Genomic DNA, 20,143 nt, shown 5'->3' with positions numbered 1-20,143 from the left:
GTATCTATTAAAAACATATTGTATTTTGTCAAATTGGAGCGAAGCGACTTGAGAAAACAACACAATATTACTAAATTCAGCCGAGGCTGAATTTTTTCCTTTAGTACACAAGATGTTATTCAATCCAGTCACTTATTTTGTGATATATCCTGAAGCCTCTCTTCTTATACATTTCAAATGCTATTTTATTTTTTTCAATAACAGTTAAACATACATCTTCTATATCTTTATCCATTAAAGATTTGATTGCAGTTTCTAAAAGCCTCTTTCCATAACCTCTTCCCCTATATTCTTCTATTAATCCTATATCAAAAAAGCCTTTATTATCATTAATCCAAATATTTAAAAAACCTATATTCTCACCATCATCATTAGTAACCATAAAATACTCTTCTCCTGTATTTTGATTTTCTAAATATTCTCTTGCTTCATCAAAGTCTATAAAAGTACCATGTGGCATATCCATAAATGATTTATTGTAAATATCTATATAATCTTTAATATTATCAGATGATAGTCCAACTTTATTTAATGTAGGATAAATAATCTCTTTTTTCTCTAAAATCATATTATAGGAAGAATAACTTTTAAATAGACCTATAGATTCAGATAGCTCAAGCAAATTTTCATCCCTTATGCCTAATAAAATCTTATTTGCATTATATTTATTAGCTAGTGCTTTAGCCTCATTAATTAATTCCTTAAGGATTTCCTTATTATCATATGGACAAATTAACTTATTAAAATAAACTGTATCAATCTTTTTAAGCAACTCTAGTATCACTGATATTTTACCTTTTACTCCGTTGTTATCTAAATAGAATAATACGCCTTCTCCATAATTGCATATTTTCCCCTCTACTTCTTCCTCAAATTCCTTAAAAGATTTATAGGTATTCTTATTTTCTTTTATGAATTCTAGTACATTTTCCTTTTCTTTATCATCTAAATTTAAATAACTCTTTATCACTATTCTCGCACCCAGTATTCACTACAATCTGTAGACCTATCTAAGAATCCATATTGAATTAGCGCTCTTCTTATTGTTACATAATCTTCGAATATCCTTTTTAACACCCTATTTATTTCTTTTTCACTATACTTCTTGCCAGCACTGAAATTAGTGATTATTTCCTCTAGGATAATAATCTTCTTCTTTTCTTTAGATGGATAACTTCTTAATGCAGAATTTTCATCAAAATAAGATTCTAAAACTTTTACTTTTTCTTCTTTAGTTATATTGAATCTTTCATCTAATGTAGTAGCCCCTTTATGAGGATCACATATTACGTCATCACCTACAATATTAATTTCCTTATTAGTGCTTTTAGATAATAAATTCATGGTAGCTAAAAATAATTTTGACTGTTTTTCTCTTTCCCTTAACTTATATCTATAATTTCTTATAGTAGAATTAGCAATACCTAGAGTCTTAGCAATTTCTTTATCTGTAAGCCCAGACGCGATAAGTTCAATAACTGATTTTTGTGAAGGTGAAATACCTGTATAATTTGAGTTCATATTTAATAGATAATTTAGCATGGATTTATGTCTATCTTCTATATGAAGTTTAGCAGCCTTTATAGCTTCATAAAGGTTACCATCTATTTCATAAATCCTACCTTTTTCAAAAGTTTCATTACATATTAAGCATTTTATTTCTTCTTCATTCTCTATAATCCCCTTTTCTAACTCTTCAATAGATGCATTCCAAAATAATTCACTTTCCATTTTTACCCCTCCAATATTTTCTAATTATATAATAAAACATTTCCTCACTATAGTCTATATATTAGTAAACATTTTTTAATTTTGTTTATAATATTATTTATTGTTTAATTTTTTTAAAAGTGTATAATATTAATTAATGGGATAGGGTATTACTAAAAAAGAAATAATTTATTGGGTGGTGTAAAAAGTGCATAACAAGTACAACGATCTTTTTGACACTTTAGTAAAGTCTTATTACAAAGGAAATTTTGAAGAAACTCTCTCAAACATAATGGTTTGTCATGAAATCTCACCTCAAGAAACATTTAAAATTATATCTTCACTATGTGGAGTCTCTCTAGAATTTGACAATAATTATATTTACAATTTGAAAAAAGCAATCACTAATTATTCAGTAAGCAAAAGATTAATAGAAAAACTTGATAGTTGCAGCCTTAGTTGTAAAAAGAATGGGGATGAAAAATATAAATGTCAACTAAGTTGTCCTTTTGATGCAATAATGTATGATAGTGACAATAAGACTACTTATATTAACTATGATCTTTGTGTAGGCTGTGGATTATGTGTTGATTCCTGCAGAGAAGGAAAGATTTTAGATAAAGTAGATTTCATGCCTATTTTAGATTTAGTAAAAAATAATAACACAGTTATTGCTGCTGTTGCTCCCGCAATTATTGGTCAGTTTGGTGAAAACGTAACCTTAGATCAATTAAGGGCAGCATTTATAAAAATTGGTTTTAGTGATATGGTTGAAGTTGCCTTTGCAGCTGATATGATTACTATTAAGGAAGCAGTTGAGTTTAACAATCATGTAAATTCTCCTAAAGATCTGATGATAACTTCTTGCTGTTGCCCTATGTGGGTTGGAATGCTGAAAAAGGTCTATAAGGAATTAGTACCAGATTTATCACCTTCTGTTTCTCCTATGATAGGCACAGGTAGAGTTATAAAAAAACTAAATCCAGATGCTAAGGTAGTTTTTGTTGGTCCTTGTATTGCAAAAAAAGCAGAAGCTAAAGAAAAAGATTTAGCTCAAGATATAGATTTTGTATTAACATTCCAAGAATTAGATAATATATTTAAAGCCTTTAATGTAACTCCTGAAGAACTAGAAGGAATCCCAACTAAAGACTATGCTTCAAGAGGTGGTAGATTATATGCTCGTACTGGTGGAGTTTCTATTGCAGTTGGGGAAGCTGTTGAGGAGTTATATCCACATAAGGCCAAACTATTTAAATCTATCAAAGCTGAAGGTGTAAGAGAATGTAAAGATATATTAAATAAGGCTCTAACTGGTGAAATAGAAGCTAACTTTATTGAAGGCATGGGCTGTGTTGGTGGCTGTGTTGGTGGGCCAAAAGCTCTTATTCCTAAAGAACAAGGAAAAATATCTGTAGATAACTTAGCCTATGATTCGCCAATAAAAATAGCTACCCACAGCTCAACTATGGATAGCGTATTAGAAAAATTAAACATTACATCATTAAAAGACTTTGAAGATCATACTAAAACAGAAATTTTCCACAGAAACTTCTAAAACAATCAACATTATACAGTTAACAATTAACAGTTATGGATAAAATTCAGCGAGAGCTGAATTTTTTCCTTTATCCCATAACAATAACAAGTAATGTTTCGACGAATTGAAACTTGCGACTTAAGTAAGAAACATTACGCAATTGAAATTCAGCTCGCCTGAATTTCTTCCTTTAGTACCAAGGAATAACATATTGTATTGCGGTGAATGGTCGCAATTCAACTTGAACAAGCAATACAACCCCACTGAAATTCAGCTCGCCTGAATTTCTTCCTTTAGTACCAAGGAATAACATATTGTATTGCGGTGAATGGTCGCAATTCAACTTGAACAAGCAATACAACCCCACTGAAATTCAGCTCGCCTGAATTTCTTCCTTTAGTACTAAAGAATAACATGTAATGTTTCGACGAATTGGAGCTTGCGACTTGAGTAAGAAACATTACATGTTATTCAATCCAATGGATTAAATTTGGATTTTCATCTAATATTGATTTATATTGTTCTAAGCTTCCAAACTCTCCTTTTGGATCTAGATTCATATATCTATTATATTTTTCAATTCTATCCTCGACTCTAGACCAACCATAATGCTTTAGTCTTAATGTTGTTATAAAATACGATAAATTTATACAATTATATGGCATTCTTCCACAGTGTTGAGCTGTTTCTTTAAATAAATAATTATAATTCTCTTGATATCTTATTAAAAATAACCTATAGGTATTATGTGCATACCATAAGTTATCTTCTCTATAATGGTCCTTATCCCAAAAATCATAAAGCCTAAATAAATATCCATCTACTTCAATATTCTCTATTAATAATCTTACATAATCCTTGAACTTATCTTCAAAGATCTCATCAGCATCTAAAAATACTATCCAATCAGGATTTGTCTTAATCGTTTCTTCCCATTGCTGTTTTCTTAGTTCAACTTCATTATTAAATTTAGATTCATTATTTTTTATTAATATATACGGTATGTCTTTAAGAACCTCTTCTATTATCTTCACAGTATTATCTGTACTACCATCATCTATAATTACTGCATTATCTATATATTCTTTTGCCAACTTTAAGACTTCTTTTAAAAATCTTTTTTCTTCATTTTTAACAACCATAGAAAGTGTTAGTTTATTATCTTTTATCTTCGCTTTCCTTATTAGAGGTGTTACTAATGCATCTCGTTCCTTCTTATTATCCCAGCTTATAATTTTATATTCATTATTTACATATTTTAATATAAAGTCACTAAAAAATTCTTTATAGTAACTATAATCATTCCTATAACCTGTATCCGAATAAATAACTTTTATTTTAACTTCACCTGTATTATTTATTTCTTGTATCTTATGAGTTAATATCTTTCTATTATTTTTAATTCTTTCATTAATAATAGTTTCTTCATTATTATCATTGATAATTTTAATTTTTACATCTTCTCCAAAAAAAACTTAAGTACTCCTCTTCTATAGGCTTATCATAGCTATAGTCCCCTATTCCCTCTAGTGCCACTTTTAATATAATGAATGCACTTTCACTATCAATTTTAATATTTACGCATACATTATTGTTCTTATAATTTTCTATTCCCACTAAGTCCCCTTCTCTGTAAATATGATAAGCTGGGTAATAGGTATCTACGTATAACTTTATTCCTAAAGCAGCTGCTCTTATGCAAAAATGTCTATCTTCTCCTACGTAAGAGACATTATAAAGTCTATTAAAATTTACCCCCTTTTCTAAAGCAACTTTACTAATTAATGTACATGCTCCAAGACCACCTACTTCATATGTTCCAGGTTTTTTTAACATTTCTATAAAAGACCTTTTTCTTTTTTCCTCTTCATCCTTCGTAATTTCCTCCCCATAATCACTATCATAAAGAGTATAATTATCTTTAAGCCAAACTTGTGGCTCTTCATATGAATTAGGATACCATTTAGTCCAAAATATTGTTGAGGCTATATCTTTATTTAATGATAATAATCTTTTTAAAGTTTTAGGATGTAATACTAAATCTGAATCTACAAAAAATAAATAATCAAAATTTTCCTTTTTTGCAACTTCAATAATAAAGTTTTTAAAATCTATAACCTTATTAACTATATCCTTTGACCACCTATGAGTATAATTATCACAAATATACTTATTATCAATATTATTAAGCTTAAAAATATCTACATTATTTTCACTTCTTCTAAATTCTAATAGCTTATCTGATGATTCCTTTAAATCATTATCATCAATAAATATATATTTAACTTCTATTTCTCCTTTTTCAAGATCTTTTAAGGAAAGTAAAAACTCATCTAAAATATTAGTTTTTTGCTTAATAGGACTACCAATTAATATTCTCATTAAAATCTCCTTAATAATTAATCACTACTTATCATATTATGCTTAAAAATAATAAAATCACCTTAAATTAGTAACTTAAAGTAGAATTTAATAAAAATATGAACTTTTCTATTATTAGCATATTTAAATATTTATCATATTTTATAATGTACAACTTTTACTGGAGGAAGTTTTATTTTGAATACCTTAAGTGTTTGTATTATTAGTGATAATGAAGAATCTAATTTAACTAGATGCTTAAAAAGTTTAAAAGATATTGCAGATGAAATAATTTTAATAGATATTGGATTTGTAGACTATACGTCAAAGATTGCAGAAAAATTTAATGCTAAGGTAATAAAATTTCCTTGGGATAATAATTATAGTTCTGCTAGAAACAAGGCTTTAGAAGTTGCAAAAATGGATTGGATCCTTTCAATAAATTCTAATGAGGCATTGGACTCTTCTCAAATCGATAATTTAAAAAAACTACTAAGCAAATCACATTATATTGGTTATAGGGTTAAAATTATTAATATAATTAATAATACTAATTTTGATGGAGGCTATTATTTAAGAATTATTAGAAATAAATCTGGTTTTTACTACAAAGGCAGAATTGACGAAGTTCTATATAATAAAGAAGATCACATAAATGAGATTAAGAATACTGACTACTATATATATAACTTTTCATTTAATGAAGATGAGGGCGAGCTATTAGATAGGTTTAATAAAAACTTAACTATATATCAAAATTATGAGATGCAAGAAAAAGATTTTATATATTATTATAACTTAGGAAATGAATTTTACATTATAAAAAAATTTGATTCAGCTATAGAAAATTATCTTATTTCTATGAACCTAAGTAATAATTTTTATATTAATTCCTATTTAAATATACTTATAATAAAAACATACTATAATATGAAGGAATACAATAAAGCTATTGAATTTTTTAAAGAAAATGAGTATGGCTACTTTAGAGAAATATTTTTACTTTTAAGTTTCTGCTACAAATTACAAGATGATTTAGATAAATATAAAGAATATATGAAACTCTATTTAAGTAAAGTAGATACTAATATTATTACTGGATTCAATTTAAACTATATTCAATCTGATAATATTATTCTAGAATCTATGGGTTTTAATATAAGTTTGCTTCTAGAATATAGTGAGCTTAATTATACAGTTTAATTATTTAATATAAAAAAGGAAGAGCCTGTCTGTACTCTTCCTTTAAAATATATCATTTATAATGTTAGTAGTTCAATCTTAGTGGAACTTTTTAGTTCTATAGAATGAATTTCTATATTATTTAATCTTTTGTTACTCTATGCCTTTATCTAATTCTTTTTATCTAGGATTTGTTCTAAAACATTTAATCTGGTTTTTCCTAGAATTTGTTTTGGTTTTTTAGCTATCTCGCCATCTTTGTAAAACTTATTTTTATTTGCTTGAATTACTGAAAAGATCTTTTCTTCTAAATCTTCATCTTCAATATTTCCTTCAAAATAATTATCTATGTAGTTTCTCAAAGCATAGCTTAGCTCCTCTTGATTTTTATAATATAGTCTAATTACACCCTTATTCAAGAATATTATCCTCCCTAAAAAATCTACTTTTAAATATATTTTATACCAAATATATCTAGTTTACAACCTGATTTGAAATTCTTAATTTTTATTTAATTATTATTCGCATTTATAAAGCACATTTAAGGAATAATATATCAAGTATATGATATTATGACTAATTGATAATTTTTATCAATTAGTTTTCTAAAAAGTGTTGACAAATTATTAATTAATAGTTATTATTAATACATAAAGAATATTAGAAAATTTAAGGAGGAAAAATTTATGTCATTAATAGGAAAAAAAATAGAAGACTTTAAGGTTCAAGCTTACCATAATGGAAAGTTTGTAGAAGTATCAAATGAAGATGTTGTAGGAAAGTGGGGAATATTCTTCTTCTATCCAGCAGACTTTACATTTGTTTGTCCAACAGAATTAGGAGATTTAGCAGATCACTACGCTGGTTTCAAGGAAATAGGCGCTGAAATATATTCAGTATCAGAAGATACTCACTTTGTTCACAAAGCATGGGCTGATACTACTGAAACAATTGGAAAGATTCAATATCCAATGTTAGCAGACCCTACTGGTAAGTTAGCTAGAATGTTTGAAGTTCTTATCGAAGAAGAAGGCGTTGCTTTAAGAGGAACATTCATAGTTGATCCAGATGGTATAATTCAAGCTTATGAAGTTCACCAAAACGGAATTGGTAGAAATGCTGAAGAATTATTAAGAAAAGTTCAAGCTGCTCAATTCGTAAGAGAACATGGTGATGAAGTTTGCCCAGCTAACTGGACTCCAGGTGCTGATACTTTAGTACCAAGCTTAGATTTAGTAGGAAAACTTTAATAGATAACATATAGGGGATTTACTCCCCTTCTAAAAATTAGCGAGGAAACTCGCTATTTTTTTAATAAATAACAGATAATAATTATTAGATAATAATGGAATGATTATGATATAGGAGGCTTTGTATGAATAATATATATGATTTACTTATAATTGGTGGTGGACCTGCTGGTTTATCTGCCGGGTTATATGCTGGAAGAGCAAGACTTAAGACTTTAATAATAGAAAAAGAACATACAGGTGGTCAAATTGCTAGTACTGCTGAAGTTGTTAACTATCCTGGAATTGTTAAGACTACTGGTCCAGACTTAACTAATCAAATGAGAATGCAAGCTGAAAATTTTGGAGTTAACTTCCAAACAGCTGATGTTATAGATGTTGATCTCGAAGGAGAAATTAAGACAATAAAAACTAATTCAGGTGATATCCAAGGTAGAGCTGTAATAATAGCTACTGGAGCTTCACCTAGAAAGTTAGGATTCCCTGGAGAAATAGAATATGGTGGTAGAGGTGTTGCTTATTGTTCTACTTGTGATGGTGAATTCTTTAAAGACTTAGAAATATTAGTAATTGGTGCAGGTTTCGCAGCTGCTGAAGAAGCTATTTACTTAACAAGATTTGCAAAGAAGGTTATTATTATAGCAAGAGAACCTGAGTTTACTTGTGCTAAATCAATTGGAGATAAAGTAAAGGCTAATAAGAATATTGAAATAAGATTTAATACTGAAGTAGTTGAAGCTGTTGGCGATGACGTTTTAAGATCTGTAAAATTAATTAATAATGTTACTAATGAAAGATCTGAATACTTCCCACCTAAGGAAGATGGTACTTTTGGTATATTTGTATTTGTTGGATATCAACCTCAAACTGATGTATTTAAAGGTAAAATCGAAATGGATAGATGGGGTTATATACTAACTGACGAAAATATGCAAACTAATATTAAAGGTGTTTACGCAGCTGGTGACTTAAGACCTAAGATGTTAAGACAAGTGGTTACTGCTGTTTCTGATGGAGCTATAGCTGCAACTGATGCAGAAAGATATGTAGCATCTGAAAAAGAAAGACTTGGAATAGTTGAAGAAGAAGTAATTGAAGAAAAGGTTCAAGTAAAAGAAGAAGCTCCTAAGGTAAGCTCAAAGCCTGGTAAGAGTGCTCTTTTAAACGATACTTTAAGAACTCAATTAAAAGGTGTATTAGCTAAATTTGAAAATAAAATTTCACTAGTTTCAATTGTTGATGAAAGTAATGGTAAGTCTATAGAATTAAGAGATTTAGTTCTAGATATTGCTGACTTAAGCGACAAAGTTGAAGCAATTATATACAAAAAGGGTGAAAATCCAGAAGTAGAACAAAAAGTTCATGCAGATAAATACCCTGTAGTTTCCATACTAAATAAAGATGGAGAATATAGTGGTGTTAAATTCCATGGAGTTCCAGGTGGTCATGAATTAAATTCATTTATATTAGCTATGTATAACGTAGCTGGACCTGGTCAATCTATAGAAGAATCTATACTAAATGAAATAAAATCAATCGATAGAAAAGTTAATATTAAGGTTGGAGTATCTCTTTCTTGCCACGTATGCCCAGATGTAGTGGTTGCTGCTCAAAGAATTGCTATTGAAAACCCGAATATTGAAACTGAAATGCTAGATTTATCAAACTTCCCAGAACTTAAGAGCAATCATAAAATAATGAGCGTACCAGCCATTATAGTTGATGACTCTAAAGTTTACTTTGGTGGTAAAAAGCTTCAAGATATTCTAAACTTAATTAAATAAATTAATATTAATTATAACTATTAAAAGAGGTTGTCAAATGGCAGCCTCTTTTATTTATTTATTTATTTATTTATTTATTTATTTATTTATTATTATTAATATTAATTGAAAACAGGCTACCTTTCGGTAGCCTGTCTTGTCTATGCTTCTACTATTTTCTTCTCAGCCTTAGCTATTTTTCTCTTTTCTGTTTCATCTACTACTACTGCTGTTACTGCTGATCCTGTTACATTAGTTAAAGTTCTCATCATATCTATTACTGCGTCTACTGCCATTACCATTGCCATACCTTCTATAGGTAAGCCTGCTGTTGAAAGTACTACTGTTGTTGAAATTGTCGCTGCTCCTGGAACCCCTGCAATTCCTATTGATGATATTATAGTTGTTATTATGATTATGAAATAGTGATATAGTGTTAAATCTACATTGAATACATTTGCTACAAATACCGCTACTATTGCTGGGTATAAACCACCACATGCATTCATTCCAATTGTTGATCCAAGCGGTGCTACAAAGCTTGCTATATTTTCTGATACCTTTGCATTTTCAACTAAGCTTTTAATAGTTACAGGTAAAGTTCCATAACTACTTTGACTAGTAAATGCAACAACTTGTGCTGGGAAGATATCCTTAAAGAACTTAAGCGGATTCTTTTTAGCAACAAGTGCTACTAATGGTGTGTGTACTAGTAATATTTGTAATAAACATGCTATATAAACTGCTAAAATAACGGCTATTAATGATTTTAAAGTATCTAGTCCATTTTTTGCTGCTGCAGTTGCTATTAATGCGAATACACCATATGGTATGAATTTTAATACAATTCTTGTTATACCTAATACTAACTCATAAGCAGATAATATTACATCCTTGAAAGCTTTAACTTTTTCTGGATTCTTATTATCTTCTATAACTAAAGCTATTGCTACAAATAATGAGAAAATAACTACTGGAATTATTTGATTATTTACTATTGAAGCTATTGGATTTGAAGGTAAGAAATCTAAAATAACTTTTGAAAAAGCTGGTATCTCTCTTGCCTTAAATCCTTCAACTCCTACATAACTTAATCCTTGTCCAAGGTTAAATACTTTTCCTATAACTAAACCTATTGCTGTTGCTACACCTGTTGTTCCAAGTAATATAGCTAAGGTTTTGAAGCCAATTGCTTTTAATGTATCTAGATTTTTTAATCTAACGATACTTGTTATTATTGATACCATAACTAATGGTACAACAATCATTTTAATTAATGATATATATCCCTTACCTACTACTTCTAAGTAAGAAGCACTATCTTTGAAAAATACACCTATAACTAGTCCTAAAACTAAAGCTGTTAAAGTTGCAAATGAAAACTTGTTTGTTTTAGATTTTACTAAATAAATTAAGTAAAATGCTAATAATGATACAAGTACTGATAAAATTAAATTAATACTAATATTTATATTCATATTATTCCTCCTATTATAAATTATTACTTTAAATATTGATTCTTTAGCATATTAGTGTATATTAATTAGTGAATAACTTTTATTTGATTTTAAGTAAATAAAAAAATCCCCTGCCCTGTAATTACAGAGGCAGAAGATTAACTTCCACGGTTCCACTCTGATTAGATATAAAATCCATCTCGTCTTAGGTACAAAAATACCTTATCTCTATAATGGGAGAACCCATAACCCCCTACTTTATTCAGGGATTAAACTCAGAGGTGCAATTCATTAACAATATTATAGGTTATCTCAGCAAACTAACCCTCTCTTTAATAATATTTATTAACTACTCTCCTCATCTTCGTTTTATTCATATCGGAATACTATGATTTAATTATATCATTTTTAGTAGCCTTGTCAATATTAATATTTATTTTATTTATATATTTGAAAGAATATTTTGTTTATGTTATTATTTTAACTTGCAGAACATAAAAGGAGATGATATTTTGGATAAAGAATATATAGTTAAGTTTATTAAAGATTCATGGAAAGCATTTAGACCTTTCTCATTAACACTTGCAATAGGCTCCACAACTTTGGGTATAGTATCTGCCTATAAAATGGGATCAATTAATTTTTTAGATTCTAAGGACTTATTATTAGTAATTCTTGTAACAATTGCTGGACTATTAGCTCAATCAGGTGCTAATTTAGTTAATGATTATTTTGAAGGTAGTTTTAGATATTATAGACCTAGTGGAAGAAAGGTAAAATTTTTAGGAGTTAATAGAACTTACTTTGATATTTATGTTTTCCTTTGGGCTATGGCTTGCTTTGGACTAGCATCTTTAATTGGCTTATACCTAGTTTACATAACTGATTATAAAATGCTTATTATAGGGTTAATAGGTATATTTGGAGCTTATTCCTATACTGGAGAACCTTTTGTATTTAAAAGAAAAGGTCTAGGAGTTCCAATTTCTTTTATAACAATGGGACCATTGATGGTACTTGGTGCCTCATATCCCTTCACTATGGAGTTAAGTTTATATCCTATTTTACTATCATTACCTGCTTCGTTTATTATACCGGCATTAATGATAAGTAATGAAATGAGAGATTTCCAAAGAGATTCTAACTTAAGTCTTGGAACATTAAGTGTTAGGATTGGAAGTAAGATCAGCACTTATATTTATAGATTTTTAGTTTTTGGTGCATACATTCTAACTGCAATATATGTAATATTAGGATTTTATCCTATCATAACTTTATTAGTTTTTATTACTTTGCCTATAGCTCTTAAAGCTCATAAGGCTGTTTGTAGCTTTGAAAAACTTGGTATTCCATATACTAATAACCTACATTGGACTTTTACATTATTACTTATTGTTACATTATTAATAGGATAATTTTTAATAACACACTTCTCTTCTACATATACTATGTATATATGGAAAGGAGTGTGTTTTTTATGAAAAATGGAGTAAAGATATTAATAGCTATAGTTGTAATTATTGCTATAATAGCTTTCCCAATAATATCTAGTTATAATAGCTTGGTTAGCTTAGAGCAACAAGTCAATAAGTCATCTTCAGATATAGATACTCAACTTCAAAGAAGGTCTGACTTAATACCTAACTTAGTTAATACAGTTAAAGGCTATGCTTCACAGGAAAAAGATATTTTTACTGATATCGCAAATGCAAGAAGTAAATTATCTGGAGCTACTAATGTTACAGAACAAGCTAATGCAGATAGCGATCTATCAAATGCTTTATCTAGATTATTAGTAATTGTTGAAAGATATCCAGACTTAAAATCAAATCAGAATTTTAAAGACTTAAGTATACAATTAGAAGGAACTGAAAATAGAATAGCTGTTGCAAGACAAGACTATAATACTGCAACAACTAATTATAATACTAAATTGAGAAGATTCCCTACAAATATAGTAGCTTCAATTTTTAGATTTGAAGAAAAACCACTTTACAAAGCAAGTGATAATGCTAGTGAAGTGCCATCAGTAGATTTTACTAGATAATTATGAGAATTATATCTAATTTAAAAGTCTTTTTATTATCTTCTCTTTTATTATTAATAAGTTTTTTTCAAATTACTTCTGCTGAAACTAATTACCCCTCTCCTACTAATTATAAATATGTGAATGATTATGTAGGAGTCTTAACTCAAGATGAAAAAGAGGAAATAATATCTATCGGTAAAGAATTAGAAGATAAAACTGGAGCACAAGCTATTACAGTTATAGTAAATAGCACAGATGGAAAACCAATTGAAAGTTATGCTCTGAATCTCTTTAGAACTTGGGGGATTGGAGAAAAAAATAAAGATAATGGTCTACTGATCTTAATTGCTCTTGAAGATAGATCTTGGAGAGTTGAAGTAGGCAGAGGTTTAGAGGGTGCTATTCCAGATGCTTTAAGTAATAGAGTTATGGAATCCTTAGCTAAGGAGAAATTTAGTACAGAAGAGTATGGAACTGGTATCGTTAATAGCTATAGTGCCTTTAGTGATATAATTGCAGATGAGTATGGAGTTACTTTAGATAAATCCTTAAATATAACTATTCCGGAGGAAAACTATGATTATAGAGATATTTCTAGATTTAGTATCATAGGAATAGTTGGAGTACTCGTATTGATTGACTTAATTTTTAATGGTGGAAGATTCACAATGTTAATCTTTAAGATCCTTTTCATTACTGGAGGTAATAGACGTGGTGGTAGAGGTGGTTTCGGCGGCTTCGGTGGAGGTTCTTCCGGCGGTGGTGGCTTTGGTGGCTTCGGTGGAGGTTCTTCTGGTGGTGGAGGTTCCTCAGGTAATTGGTAAAAAATAAATACTATCTTTCTAATGCTAATTAGACGATAATATTTACTCTAGTATTGACTGCCGTAAGGCAGCCAATACTAATAATTTATATTTAGTAGTAAAGTTCTTTTATTGTTATCTATTTTATATAATCCTTTGTTTCTGTTTTCAATCCTTTTTTCTTTAATTTACTTTCTATAAAAGTCTTAACTACAGAATAGAATACAGCAAATAATGGAACTCCAATAATCATCCCTACTAACCCTAAGACCTTTCCTGCAACTAAAATAGAAAATAATACCCAGAATGCAGATATTCCGATTGTGTCTCCTAATATCTTAGGTCCAATTATATTACCGTCTAATTGTTGTATAAATAGAATTATTACTAAGAACCACAAAGCTTGAACTGGAGATATAAATAATATAATAATAAATGAAGGAATAGCTCCTATAAAAGGTCCAAAGAACGGTATTATATTTGTTATTCCAACTATTACTGAAACTAAAATTGTATAAGGCATTTTAAATATAGTTAAAATAATAAATGTTAATACTCCAATTATTAATGAATCTATTATCTTACCTATTAAAAATCTTCCAAATGTATAGTTACTCTTGTGAACTAATGCAATTATAGACTGCGCTTTATCTTCTGAAAATAAAGCATAAGTTATTTTCTTACTTAATCCACATAGCTTTTCTTTATCAATTAATAGATAAACTGATACAATAATCCCTAATACTAAATTCCAAATGCTTGAGGCAAGTCTTGCAACAAATCCTCCTATTGCTGGTATAAGATCTCTTAAGAAAGCAAGGATATAGTTAACTAAATTATTGAAGTTTTCCATTAAAATTGCAGAATACTGTTCTTCAATATTTAAATCTATAATTATGTCATTTACAAAGTTAGTGGTATTTGTAATGTAACCAGGTATATCATTAATTAAACCCACAATGGATTCTGTAACTTGTGGTAATAGAAATTTTATTACCATACTTATTATAAAAAATGCAGATATATAAGCAAAAAATATTGATATGCCTCTCTTAGATTTTAAGTTAACTTTCTTTATATACTTATTTTCAAATACTCTATTCTCATAAAACTCTAATAAGAAATTAATTAAATAAGCTATAACAAAGCCTATTATGAAAGGTTGAAGTATAATTAATATTGAATGTAGCTTGTCTGTGAATATTGAAACTTGAGATATTGCTAAATAAAATAAGATGATTGAAACTGCAACTATAAATGAATATGCCGCTATAGTCGTATATTTATTATTCCAATTAATTTTCATAATTTACCTCTCTTTAATATATTTATTCTGTCATTACAATTATAGTTTATTATACCCCATTATTTTATATAATTTGTAAAGTTCATAATTTATTAATGTAAAAATTATATTTAAAAAGGACACATCCGTGCCCTTCATCTAAATAAATAATAAAAGGCTTACTGCCATTACTATCATTCCTAATATTAATCCATAAATAGATAAATGATGTTCACCATACTTTTCAGCAGCTGGGAGCAGTTCATCTAATGATATAAACACCATTATTCCTGCTACCATTGCAAAAATAATACCAAAGGATAAGTCACTAAATACACTTCTTAAAAAGAAATATCCTACTAATGCACCAACAGGTTCCGCCATTCCTGATAGAAATGAATATAAAAATGCTTTCTTCTTATTTCCAGTTGCATAGTAAATAGGTACAGATACTGATATTCCTTCAGGTATATTATGTATGGCTATTGCTATAGCTATTGGAATTGCTATCTTCATATCATTTAGGGCAGAAACAAATGTTGCAAGCCCCTCAGGAAAATTGTGTATTGCTATTGCTAATGATGTAAACATTCCCATTCTAAGAAGCCCTGCATTCCTCTTAGTCTCTTCATCAGCTTCTGATGGTAAGTTCTTAAATTCATGTGGATTTTCACCACTTGGTACAAACTTATCTATTATTGCAATTAGAAAAATTCCTATAAAAAATGAAATAACCGTTAAGTAATTTCCTTGCTTTTCTCCTAATGCTGAAACTAATGAATCTTTTGCCTTTGTAAATATTTCAATCATTGATACATATATCATAACCCCTGCAGAGAATCCTAAACTTACTGATAAAAACTTTTTATTTGTACTTTTCGCTATAAATGCTATTAAACTTCCAATTCCAGTGGCAAGTCCGGCAAATAATGTAATTAGAAAAGCTAGTCCTACATTATTCATATATTACCTCCTTATTCATATATGTTAATTTTACACTGACTTGCTTTATTTTTCAATTAATATATAAAAGAGAGACCTTAATATTATTAAAGTCTCTCTTTTATTATATTTAATTAAAATATTATATTATTTAAATCAATTCTTATTATATATCATGTTTAAATTTTATGAGCAACTTCTCCAATTTCCATTGTTATTATTGCATCCATTATTAGATAAGTTTTGATTAATAAATCTTTGCATATCTCTTAATGCTCTGTCATATCCTCGTCTAAATCCAACTCTAGCTCCTCTTTCAAAGCCTTGTCTACATCCATCTCGGAATCCATTTTGATAACCTGCTCTATATCCTCTTCTAAAACCTTCTCTTAAGCCCCTTTGGAAACTAGCTCTAGCAAGCTCATCCGCCCTACTTAAACCTCTTTCTAAACCTTCTCTAAATCCCTCTCTAAATCCAGCTTCTTTACCATTGTCAAATCCACATCTATACCCTTTAGAAAATCCTCGTGCTAAACCTTCTCTTAAGCCTTTCTCAAACCAACATCTAGTATCAACAACTCCACATTCATTCTGATTACATCCTGGGTTACATCCAGGGTTACATCCAGGATCACGTCTAGAATTATCAGATTCTCTAGCGAATGCATCTACTTCGTTGTCTATACTTGCATCACTTACATCATCTACATTATTTGCAGTATTTAGATTATTTGCATCATTAAAGTTATTAAAAGTATCCTCATTAAAATTATTGAAATTATCTGCATTAAAGTTATTAAAAGTATCTGCATTAAAATTAGTAAAATCATCATAATCATCTAAAGATGAAAAGTCAAAATCACCTGCAAAGTTGTCGAAATTAATATTTTCATTAAAATTGAATTCTGTCCCATCATCTTGAATCCTATTTAAAATTTCATCAAGATTTCCAGAATATTTTTCATTATTAGTTCCCATCTTTTTTATCTCCTTGTACTGTTTTTATATTACATATTATGCTTATCTTACTCTTTTGTTCTTAAATATTAATTTCTAGTCATTAAGTAAAGATACTATCTCTCTTACTAGTTGCTTAACTCTATCAGGAAGTCTTGAAATAGCTTTTTCTCTTCTTTTCTCATCATCAATTTGAGCAATTCTTAATACTTCTTGTTGAACTCCAGGAATACTATTAAGCTCTGAGGCTATTCTATTAAATCTTTCGGCAAATCTAGGGTCCTGCATCTTTGCTTGGAGTCTCATTATTAAATTATAATTATTCATTGAATACTACTCCTAAAAAATATTTTACTTTATATTATTCATAGTTATTTTTATTTGTGAACTTAAAAGAACAAATTAGATATAAAAGCTTCAATTACTTATATCTTAATCAAAAAAATAAGCTATCCTAAGATAGCCTATTTAAATGAATATCTACTTCAAATTATTATTAGAAATTTAATGCAGAAACTTCTTTATACATTTTTATTTCTGTTTCTGATTCAACCTCACTTAAAGTTTCATTCCAATCTTTATCAAATTTAATCTTATATATTTCTATATTTGATTTTTCTTTAACAGGTGCCATAGCAACATACTCACTACCACAAATAAGTTTTTGTTCTAAAATTGCATATTCTACCTTATTTCCATTTTCATCATTAAAAACCATAGTTCTATCACTCATCTTTTGCCTCCTTAAGATTGCTATTTCTAAATTTATAATCTACTTAATTGTTATTAAGTACTCTTGCATTTCTTTTATATGATCACTGTACATATCTGATATTTTAATTAAACTCTTTTCAAGATGCTCATGAAAATTTGACTCCTTGATTAATAAATCTAAAATAGATTTAAATCCCATTTCCGTTCCTTTTATAGCTTTTTCTAGTATTTGTTTATCTGTATCTATAGTCATTTCCTTAATACCATTGAATATTTCAACTAACTTGCCAAACATTCCTTCTTCTTTTACAGCTTCGCCATTTAACTCTTTTATTTCATTTAAAATAATCTTTTTATGTTCTTCTACTGTAAGTAAAGTGTTATTAATTAAAACTGTAAGTCTATAATCTTTTACTTTTTCTTTTAATTTAGTCATTTCATTTTCTCCCATTATTACACCTTGTAAATGAGAGTTTAATTCTTTTATTAATTTATCCTGCATAAAAAAACACACTCCTTTATATTAGTTTTTCTAATATAAAGGAGTGCTATGCATTATATACTACTTTTTTAACAAAGTACTGCTTCTTCTTCTTTTTCCTTTGCTCTATAATTTATTATTAATTGAATCTTATCTATTCTCTTATCATCAAGCTTTAAAAGCTTTAATGTAATGTTATCAAATGTAACTTCACAATTTTTTGTACTTTTAGGTATTTCACCAAGCTTTTCTATAAATAGCCCAGCTATTGTATCTGAAAATTCTGATTCTAACTCTATATTTAAGAAGTCATTAACATCTTCCAATGTCATAAGTCCACTTACAATAAAATTGTCATCATCGATTTTCTCTATATCTAAATTCTCATCATATTCATCAAGTATCTCTCCCATAACTTCTTCTATTATATCTTCCATAGTTACGATACCTGAAAAACCACCGTATTCATCTATAAGTATAGCTATATAAGCTTTCTTTTCTTTTAACTCTTTAAATAAGTCATCAATGTTCTTCGTTTCAATAAAGAAACTTGGCTCTTTTAGTAAATCTCTGATATTGACATTATCAACACCTTTTTCTACTATGCTAGCGAATAAATCCTTCATATGAAGAATTCCTATAACATTATCGACATCATCTTCATAAACAGGAATTCTTGAAAAATTCTCGTCTAATACATCTTTTATACAATCTCTAATTTTTACATTTACATTTAGTAAAAAGGTTTCAGTTCTAGGTGTCATTATCTTCTTAGCTGTTGTATCATCAAATTCAATAATTCCATCTATCATTTCTCTTTCAGATTGATTTATGGCACCATTTTCTTCTCCTATTTCAATTAAGCTTCTTATTTCCTCTCTAGATATTTGTTCATCTACGCCTTCAGTTTTTATCCCTAATATCTTAAGTATTAAGTTTGTTGAAAAAGATAAAAACCATACAAAAGGCTTGGTCACTTTTGATATAAATATAATAGTTTTAATAGATGACATAGCTAGTTTTTCCGAATTTTGAAGAGCTATTCTCTTAGGAACAAGTTCTCCAAGAACTAATGTAATATATGATATAGCAACTGTAGTAAGTACTAATGCTATACTATCACTATATGGTACATTAATGTTCCTTAATAGATTTGCAAAGCCAACTGAAATTGAAGTTGCTGCTGAAGCTGATGCAAAGAAACCTGCTAATGTTATACCAACTTGTATTGTTGATAAAAAGTTATTAGGATCTTTCATTATTCCTTTTAACAATATAGCTTTTTTATTTCCTTCATCTGCTAAAATACTTATTTTTGTTTTGTTCAATGATACTATAGCCATTTCTGCTGATGCAAAAAAAGCATTAATAACAACTAAGATTAAAATTAAAATTAAACTACTCCCGGGACTACCTTCCATTTACTTCTTCTCCTTATTTTTAAATATAATGAATTTATTCTATCATAATAATTATTACTATTTCAAATTTCTATTTATAACTATACTGTCTAAATTATCTTAATTATTCAAATTATTAATATTTATATTGATATACTCTAGTTTCTCTTAAGAAAACGTTAATTATCTGCATTTCTCTTGATAATGAAGAGTGAAAAATTAAGAACTAATGAAAAAACTCCTTACGGAGTTTTTTTTAATAATTTATT

At 28.3% G+C, this 20,143-nt stretch carries 18 protein-coding genes, 1 pseudogene and 1 other annotated feature; of the genes and pseudogenes, 7 read left to right on the top strand and 12 right to left on the bottom strand.

The features are described from left to right. Positions 1-115: 115 nt before the first annotated feature. Together GPX08_RS08725 and GPX08_RS08720 are read right to left on the bottom strand one after the other, a co-directional pair. Complete coding sequence (locus GPX08_RS08725; RefSeq protein ID WP_156626424.1) at positions 116-970, bottom strand: GNAT family N-acetyltransferase; 855 nt, start codon at positions 968-970, stop codon at positions 116-118. Next, a complete protein-coding gene (locus GPX08_RS08720; RefSeq protein WP_156626423.1) occupies positions 970-1,731 on the bottom strand; it encodes a DUF2087 domain-containing protein in 762 nt (253 codons plus the stop codon). The genes GPX08_RS08725 and GPX08_RS08720 overlap by 1 nt, the downstream gene beginning before the upstream one ends. A 187-nt stretch (positions 1,732-1,918) precedes the next feature. On the opposite strand from GPX08_RS08720, the gene GPX08_RS08715 reads away from it, so the two are divergent. Continuing rightward, a complete protein-coding gene (locus GPX08_RS08715) occupies positions 1,919-3,268 on the top strand; it encodes an iron hydrogenase (RefSeq protein WP_156626422.1) in 1,350 nt (449 codons plus the stop codon). Between the two features lie 449 nt (positions 3,269-3,717). On the opposite strand, the pseudogene GPX08_RS08710 reads toward GPX08_RS08715, so the two are convergent. Beyond that, positions 3,718-5,086 (bottom strand): annotated as a pseudogene (locus GPX08_RS08710) (glycosyltransferase). Positions 5,087-5,809: 723 nt separating this feature from the next. Here GPX08_RS08710 and GPX08_RS08705 point away from each other — a divergent pair. Next, positions 5,810-6,814: a glycosyltransferase gene (locus GPX08_RS08705; protein WP_156626421.1), complete on the top strand. Its 1,005-nt coding sequence runs from the start codon at positions 5,810-5,812 to the stop codon at positions 6,812-6,814. 149 nt (positions 6,815-6,963) lie between these two features. Here GPX08_RS08705 and GPX08_RS08700 read toward each other — a convergent pair whose 3' ends face one another. Continuing rightward, positions 6,964-7,212, bottom strand: a complete 249-nt coding sequence (locus tag GPX08_RS08700; protein WP_156626420.1) for a TIGR04540 family protein — start codon at positions 7,210-7,212, stop codon at positions 6,964-6,966. A gap of 267 nt (positions 7,213-7,479) precedes the next feature. Between GPX08_RS08700 and ahpC the strand changes: the two genes are divergently transcribed. Further along, positions 7,480-8,043 (top strand): peroxiredoxin, encoded by a 564-nt coding sequence (gene ahpC, locus GPX08_RS08695; RefSeq protein ID WP_156626419.1) that lies wholly within the window; start codon positions 7,480-7,482, stop codon positions 8,041-8,043. 125 nt (positions 8,044-8,168) lie between these two features. Beyond that, positions 8,169-9,827: an FAD-binding protein gene (locus GPX08_RS08690; protein ID WP_156626418.1), complete on the top strand. Its 1,659-nt coding sequence runs from the start codon at positions 8,169-8,171 to the stop codon at positions 9,825-9,827. A gap of 140 nt (positions 9,828-9,967) precedes the next feature. Here the strand turns inward: GPX08_RS08690 and GPX08_RS08685 are convergent, their stop codons facing one another. Further along, positions 9,968-11,284: a cation:dicarboxylase symporter family transporter gene (locus tag GPX08_RS08685; RefSeq protein WP_156626417.1), complete on the bottom strand. Its 1,317-nt coding sequence runs from the start codon at positions 11,282-11,284 to the stop codon at positions 9,968-9,970. Positions 11,285-11,406: 122 nt separating this feature from the next. Beyond that, positions 11,407-11,637: a binding site (T-box leader), on the bottom strand. Between the two features lie 138 nt (positions 11,638-11,775). Between GPX08_RS08685 and GPX08_RS08680 the strand changes: the two genes are divergently transcribed. The 3 genes from GPX08_RS08680 (at position 11,776) to GPX08_RS08670 (ending at position 14,116) form a co-directional block, all read left to right on the top strand. Then, positions 11,776-12,678 carry a prenyltransferase gene (locus GPX08_RS08680; protein WP_156626416.1) on the top strand — a complete coding sequence of 301 codons (903 nt, stop codon included), beginning with the start codon at positions 11,776-11,778 and terminating at the stop codon, positions 12,676-12,678. A 62-nt stretch (positions 12,679-12,740) separates the two neighbouring features. Next, a complete protein-coding gene (locus GPX08_RS08675; RefSeq protein WP_156626415.1) occupies positions 12,741-13,310 on the top strand; it encodes a LemA family protein in 570 nt (189 codons plus the stop codon). 2 nt (positions 13,311-13,312) lie between these two features. Continuing rightward, complete coding sequence (locus tag GPX08_RS08670; RefSeq protein WP_156626414.1) at positions 13,313-14,116, top strand: TPM domain-containing protein; 804 nt, start codon at positions 13,313-13,315, stop codon at positions 14,114-14,116. Between the two features lie 118 nt (positions 14,117-14,234). On the opposite strand, the gene GPX08_RS08665 is transcribed toward GPX08_RS08670, so the two are convergent. The 7 genes from GPX08_RS08665 to GPX08_RS08635 all read right to left on the bottom strand — a co-directional run bounded on the left by GPX08_RS08665 (position 14,235) and on the right by GPX08_RS08635 (position 19,895). Further along, a complete protein-coding gene (locus GPX08_RS08665; RefSeq protein ID WP_156626413.1) occupies positions 14,235-15,401 on the bottom strand; it encodes an AI-2E family transporter in 1,167 nt (388 codons plus the stop codon). A gap of 138 nt (positions 15,402-15,539) precedes the next feature. Further along, positions 15,540-16,343, bottom strand: coding sequence for a zinc transporter ZupT (gene zupT / locus GPX08_RS08660; RefSeq protein WP_156626412.1), 804 nt, complete (start codon positions 16,341-16,343; stop codon positions 15,540-15,542). A 165-nt stretch (positions 16,344-16,508) separates the two neighbouring features. Further along, the gene (locus GPX08_RS08655) at positions 16,509-17,300 is read right to left on the bottom strand and encodes a hypothetical protein (RefSeq protein ID WP_156626411.1); all 792 of its coding nucleotides are present in this window, start codon (positions 17,298-17,300) and stop codon (positions 16,509-16,511) included. A 75-nt stretch (positions 17,301-17,375) separates the two neighbouring features. After that, a complete protein-coding gene (locus tag GPX08_RS08650) occupies positions 17,376-17,606 on the bottom strand; it encodes a hypothetical protein (RefSeq protein ID WP_156626410.1) in 231 nt (76 codons plus the stop codon). Positions 17,607-17,775: 169 nt separating this feature from the next. Beyond that, on the bottom strand, positions 17,776-18,012 hold the full coding sequence (locus tag GPX08_RS08645; RefSeq protein ID WP_156626409.1) for a DUF1292 domain-containing protein: 237 nt from the start codon (positions 18,010-18,012) through the stop codon (positions 17,776-17,778). A 39-nt stretch (positions 18,013-18,051) separates the two neighbouring features. After that, a complete protein-coding gene (locus GPX08_RS08640; protein ID WP_156626408.1) occupies positions 18,052-18,495 on the bottom strand; it encodes a DUF2383 domain-containing protein in 444 nt (147 codons plus the stop codon). A 68-nt stretch (positions 18,496-18,563) separates the two neighbouring features. Continuing rightward, the gene (locus GPX08_RS08635; RefSeq protein WP_156626407.1) at positions 18,564-19,895 is read right to left on the bottom strand and encodes a DUF21 domain-containing protein; all 1,332 of its coding nucleotides are present in this window, start codon (positions 19,893-19,895) and stop codon (positions 18,564-18,566) included. Between the last annotated feature and the right edge of the window lie 248 nt (positions 19,896-20,143).

It is taken from the genome of Clostridium tertium (assembly GCF_902652255.1).
Lineage (GTDB): Bacteria > Bacillota > Clostridia > Clostridiales > Clostridiaceae > Clostridium > Clostridium tertium_A.
The sequence above is the reverse complement of the archived record's forward strand: the minus strand, read 5'-3'. Positions and strand labels throughout refer to the sequence as shown.

Coding starts and splice junctions, on each gene's coding strand:
- GPX08_RS08670 (WP_156626414.1), top strand. CDS start 13,313: ATGAGAATTATATCTAATTTAAAAGTCTTTTTATTATCTTCTCTTTTA.
- GPX08_RS08650 (WP_156626410.1), bottom strand. CDS start 17,606: ATGAATAATTATAATTTAATAATGAGACTCCAAGCAAAGATGCAGGAC.
- GPX08_RS08675 (WP_156626415.1), top strand. CDS start 12,741: ATGAAAAATGGAGTAAAGATATTAATAGCTATAGTTGTAATTATTGCT.
- GPX08_RS08665 (WP_156626413.1), bottom strand. CDS start 15,401: ATGAAAATTAATTGGAATAATAAATATACGACTATAGCGGCATATTCA.
- zupT (WP_156626412.1), bottom strand. CDS start 16,343: ATGAATAATGTAGGACTAGCTTTTCTAATTACATTATTTGCCGGACTT.
- ahpC (WP_156626419.1), top strand. CDS start 7,480: ATGTCATTAATAGGAAAAAAAATAGAAGACTTTAAGGTTCAAGCTTAC.
- GPX08_RS08690 (WP_156626418.1), top strand. CDS start 8,169: ATGAATAATATATATGATTTACTTATAATTGGTGGTGGACCTGCTGGT.
- GPX08_RS08655 (WP_156626411.1), bottom strand. CDS start 17,300: ATGGGAACTAATAATGAAAAATATTCTGGAAATCTTGATGAAATTTTA.
- GPX08_RS08685 (WP_156626417.1), bottom strand. CDS start 11,284: ATGAATATAAATATTAGTATTAATTTAATTTTATCAGTACTTGTATCA.
- GPX08_RS08645 (WP_156626409.1), bottom strand. CDS start 18,012: ATGAGTGATAGAACTATGGTTTTTAATGATGAAAATGGAAATAAGGTA.
- GPX08_RS08635 (WP_156626407.1), bottom strand. CDS start 19,895: ATGGAAGGTAGTCCCGGGAGTAGTTTAATTTTAATTTTAATCTTAGTT.
- GPX08_RS08720 (WP_156626423.1), bottom strand. CDS start 1,731: ATGGAAAGTGAATTATTTTGGAATGCATCTATTGAAGAGTTAGAAAAG.
- GPX08_RS08640 (WP_156626408.1), bottom strand. CDS start 18,495: ATGCAGGATAAATTAATAAAAGAATTAAACTCTCATTTACAAGGTGTA.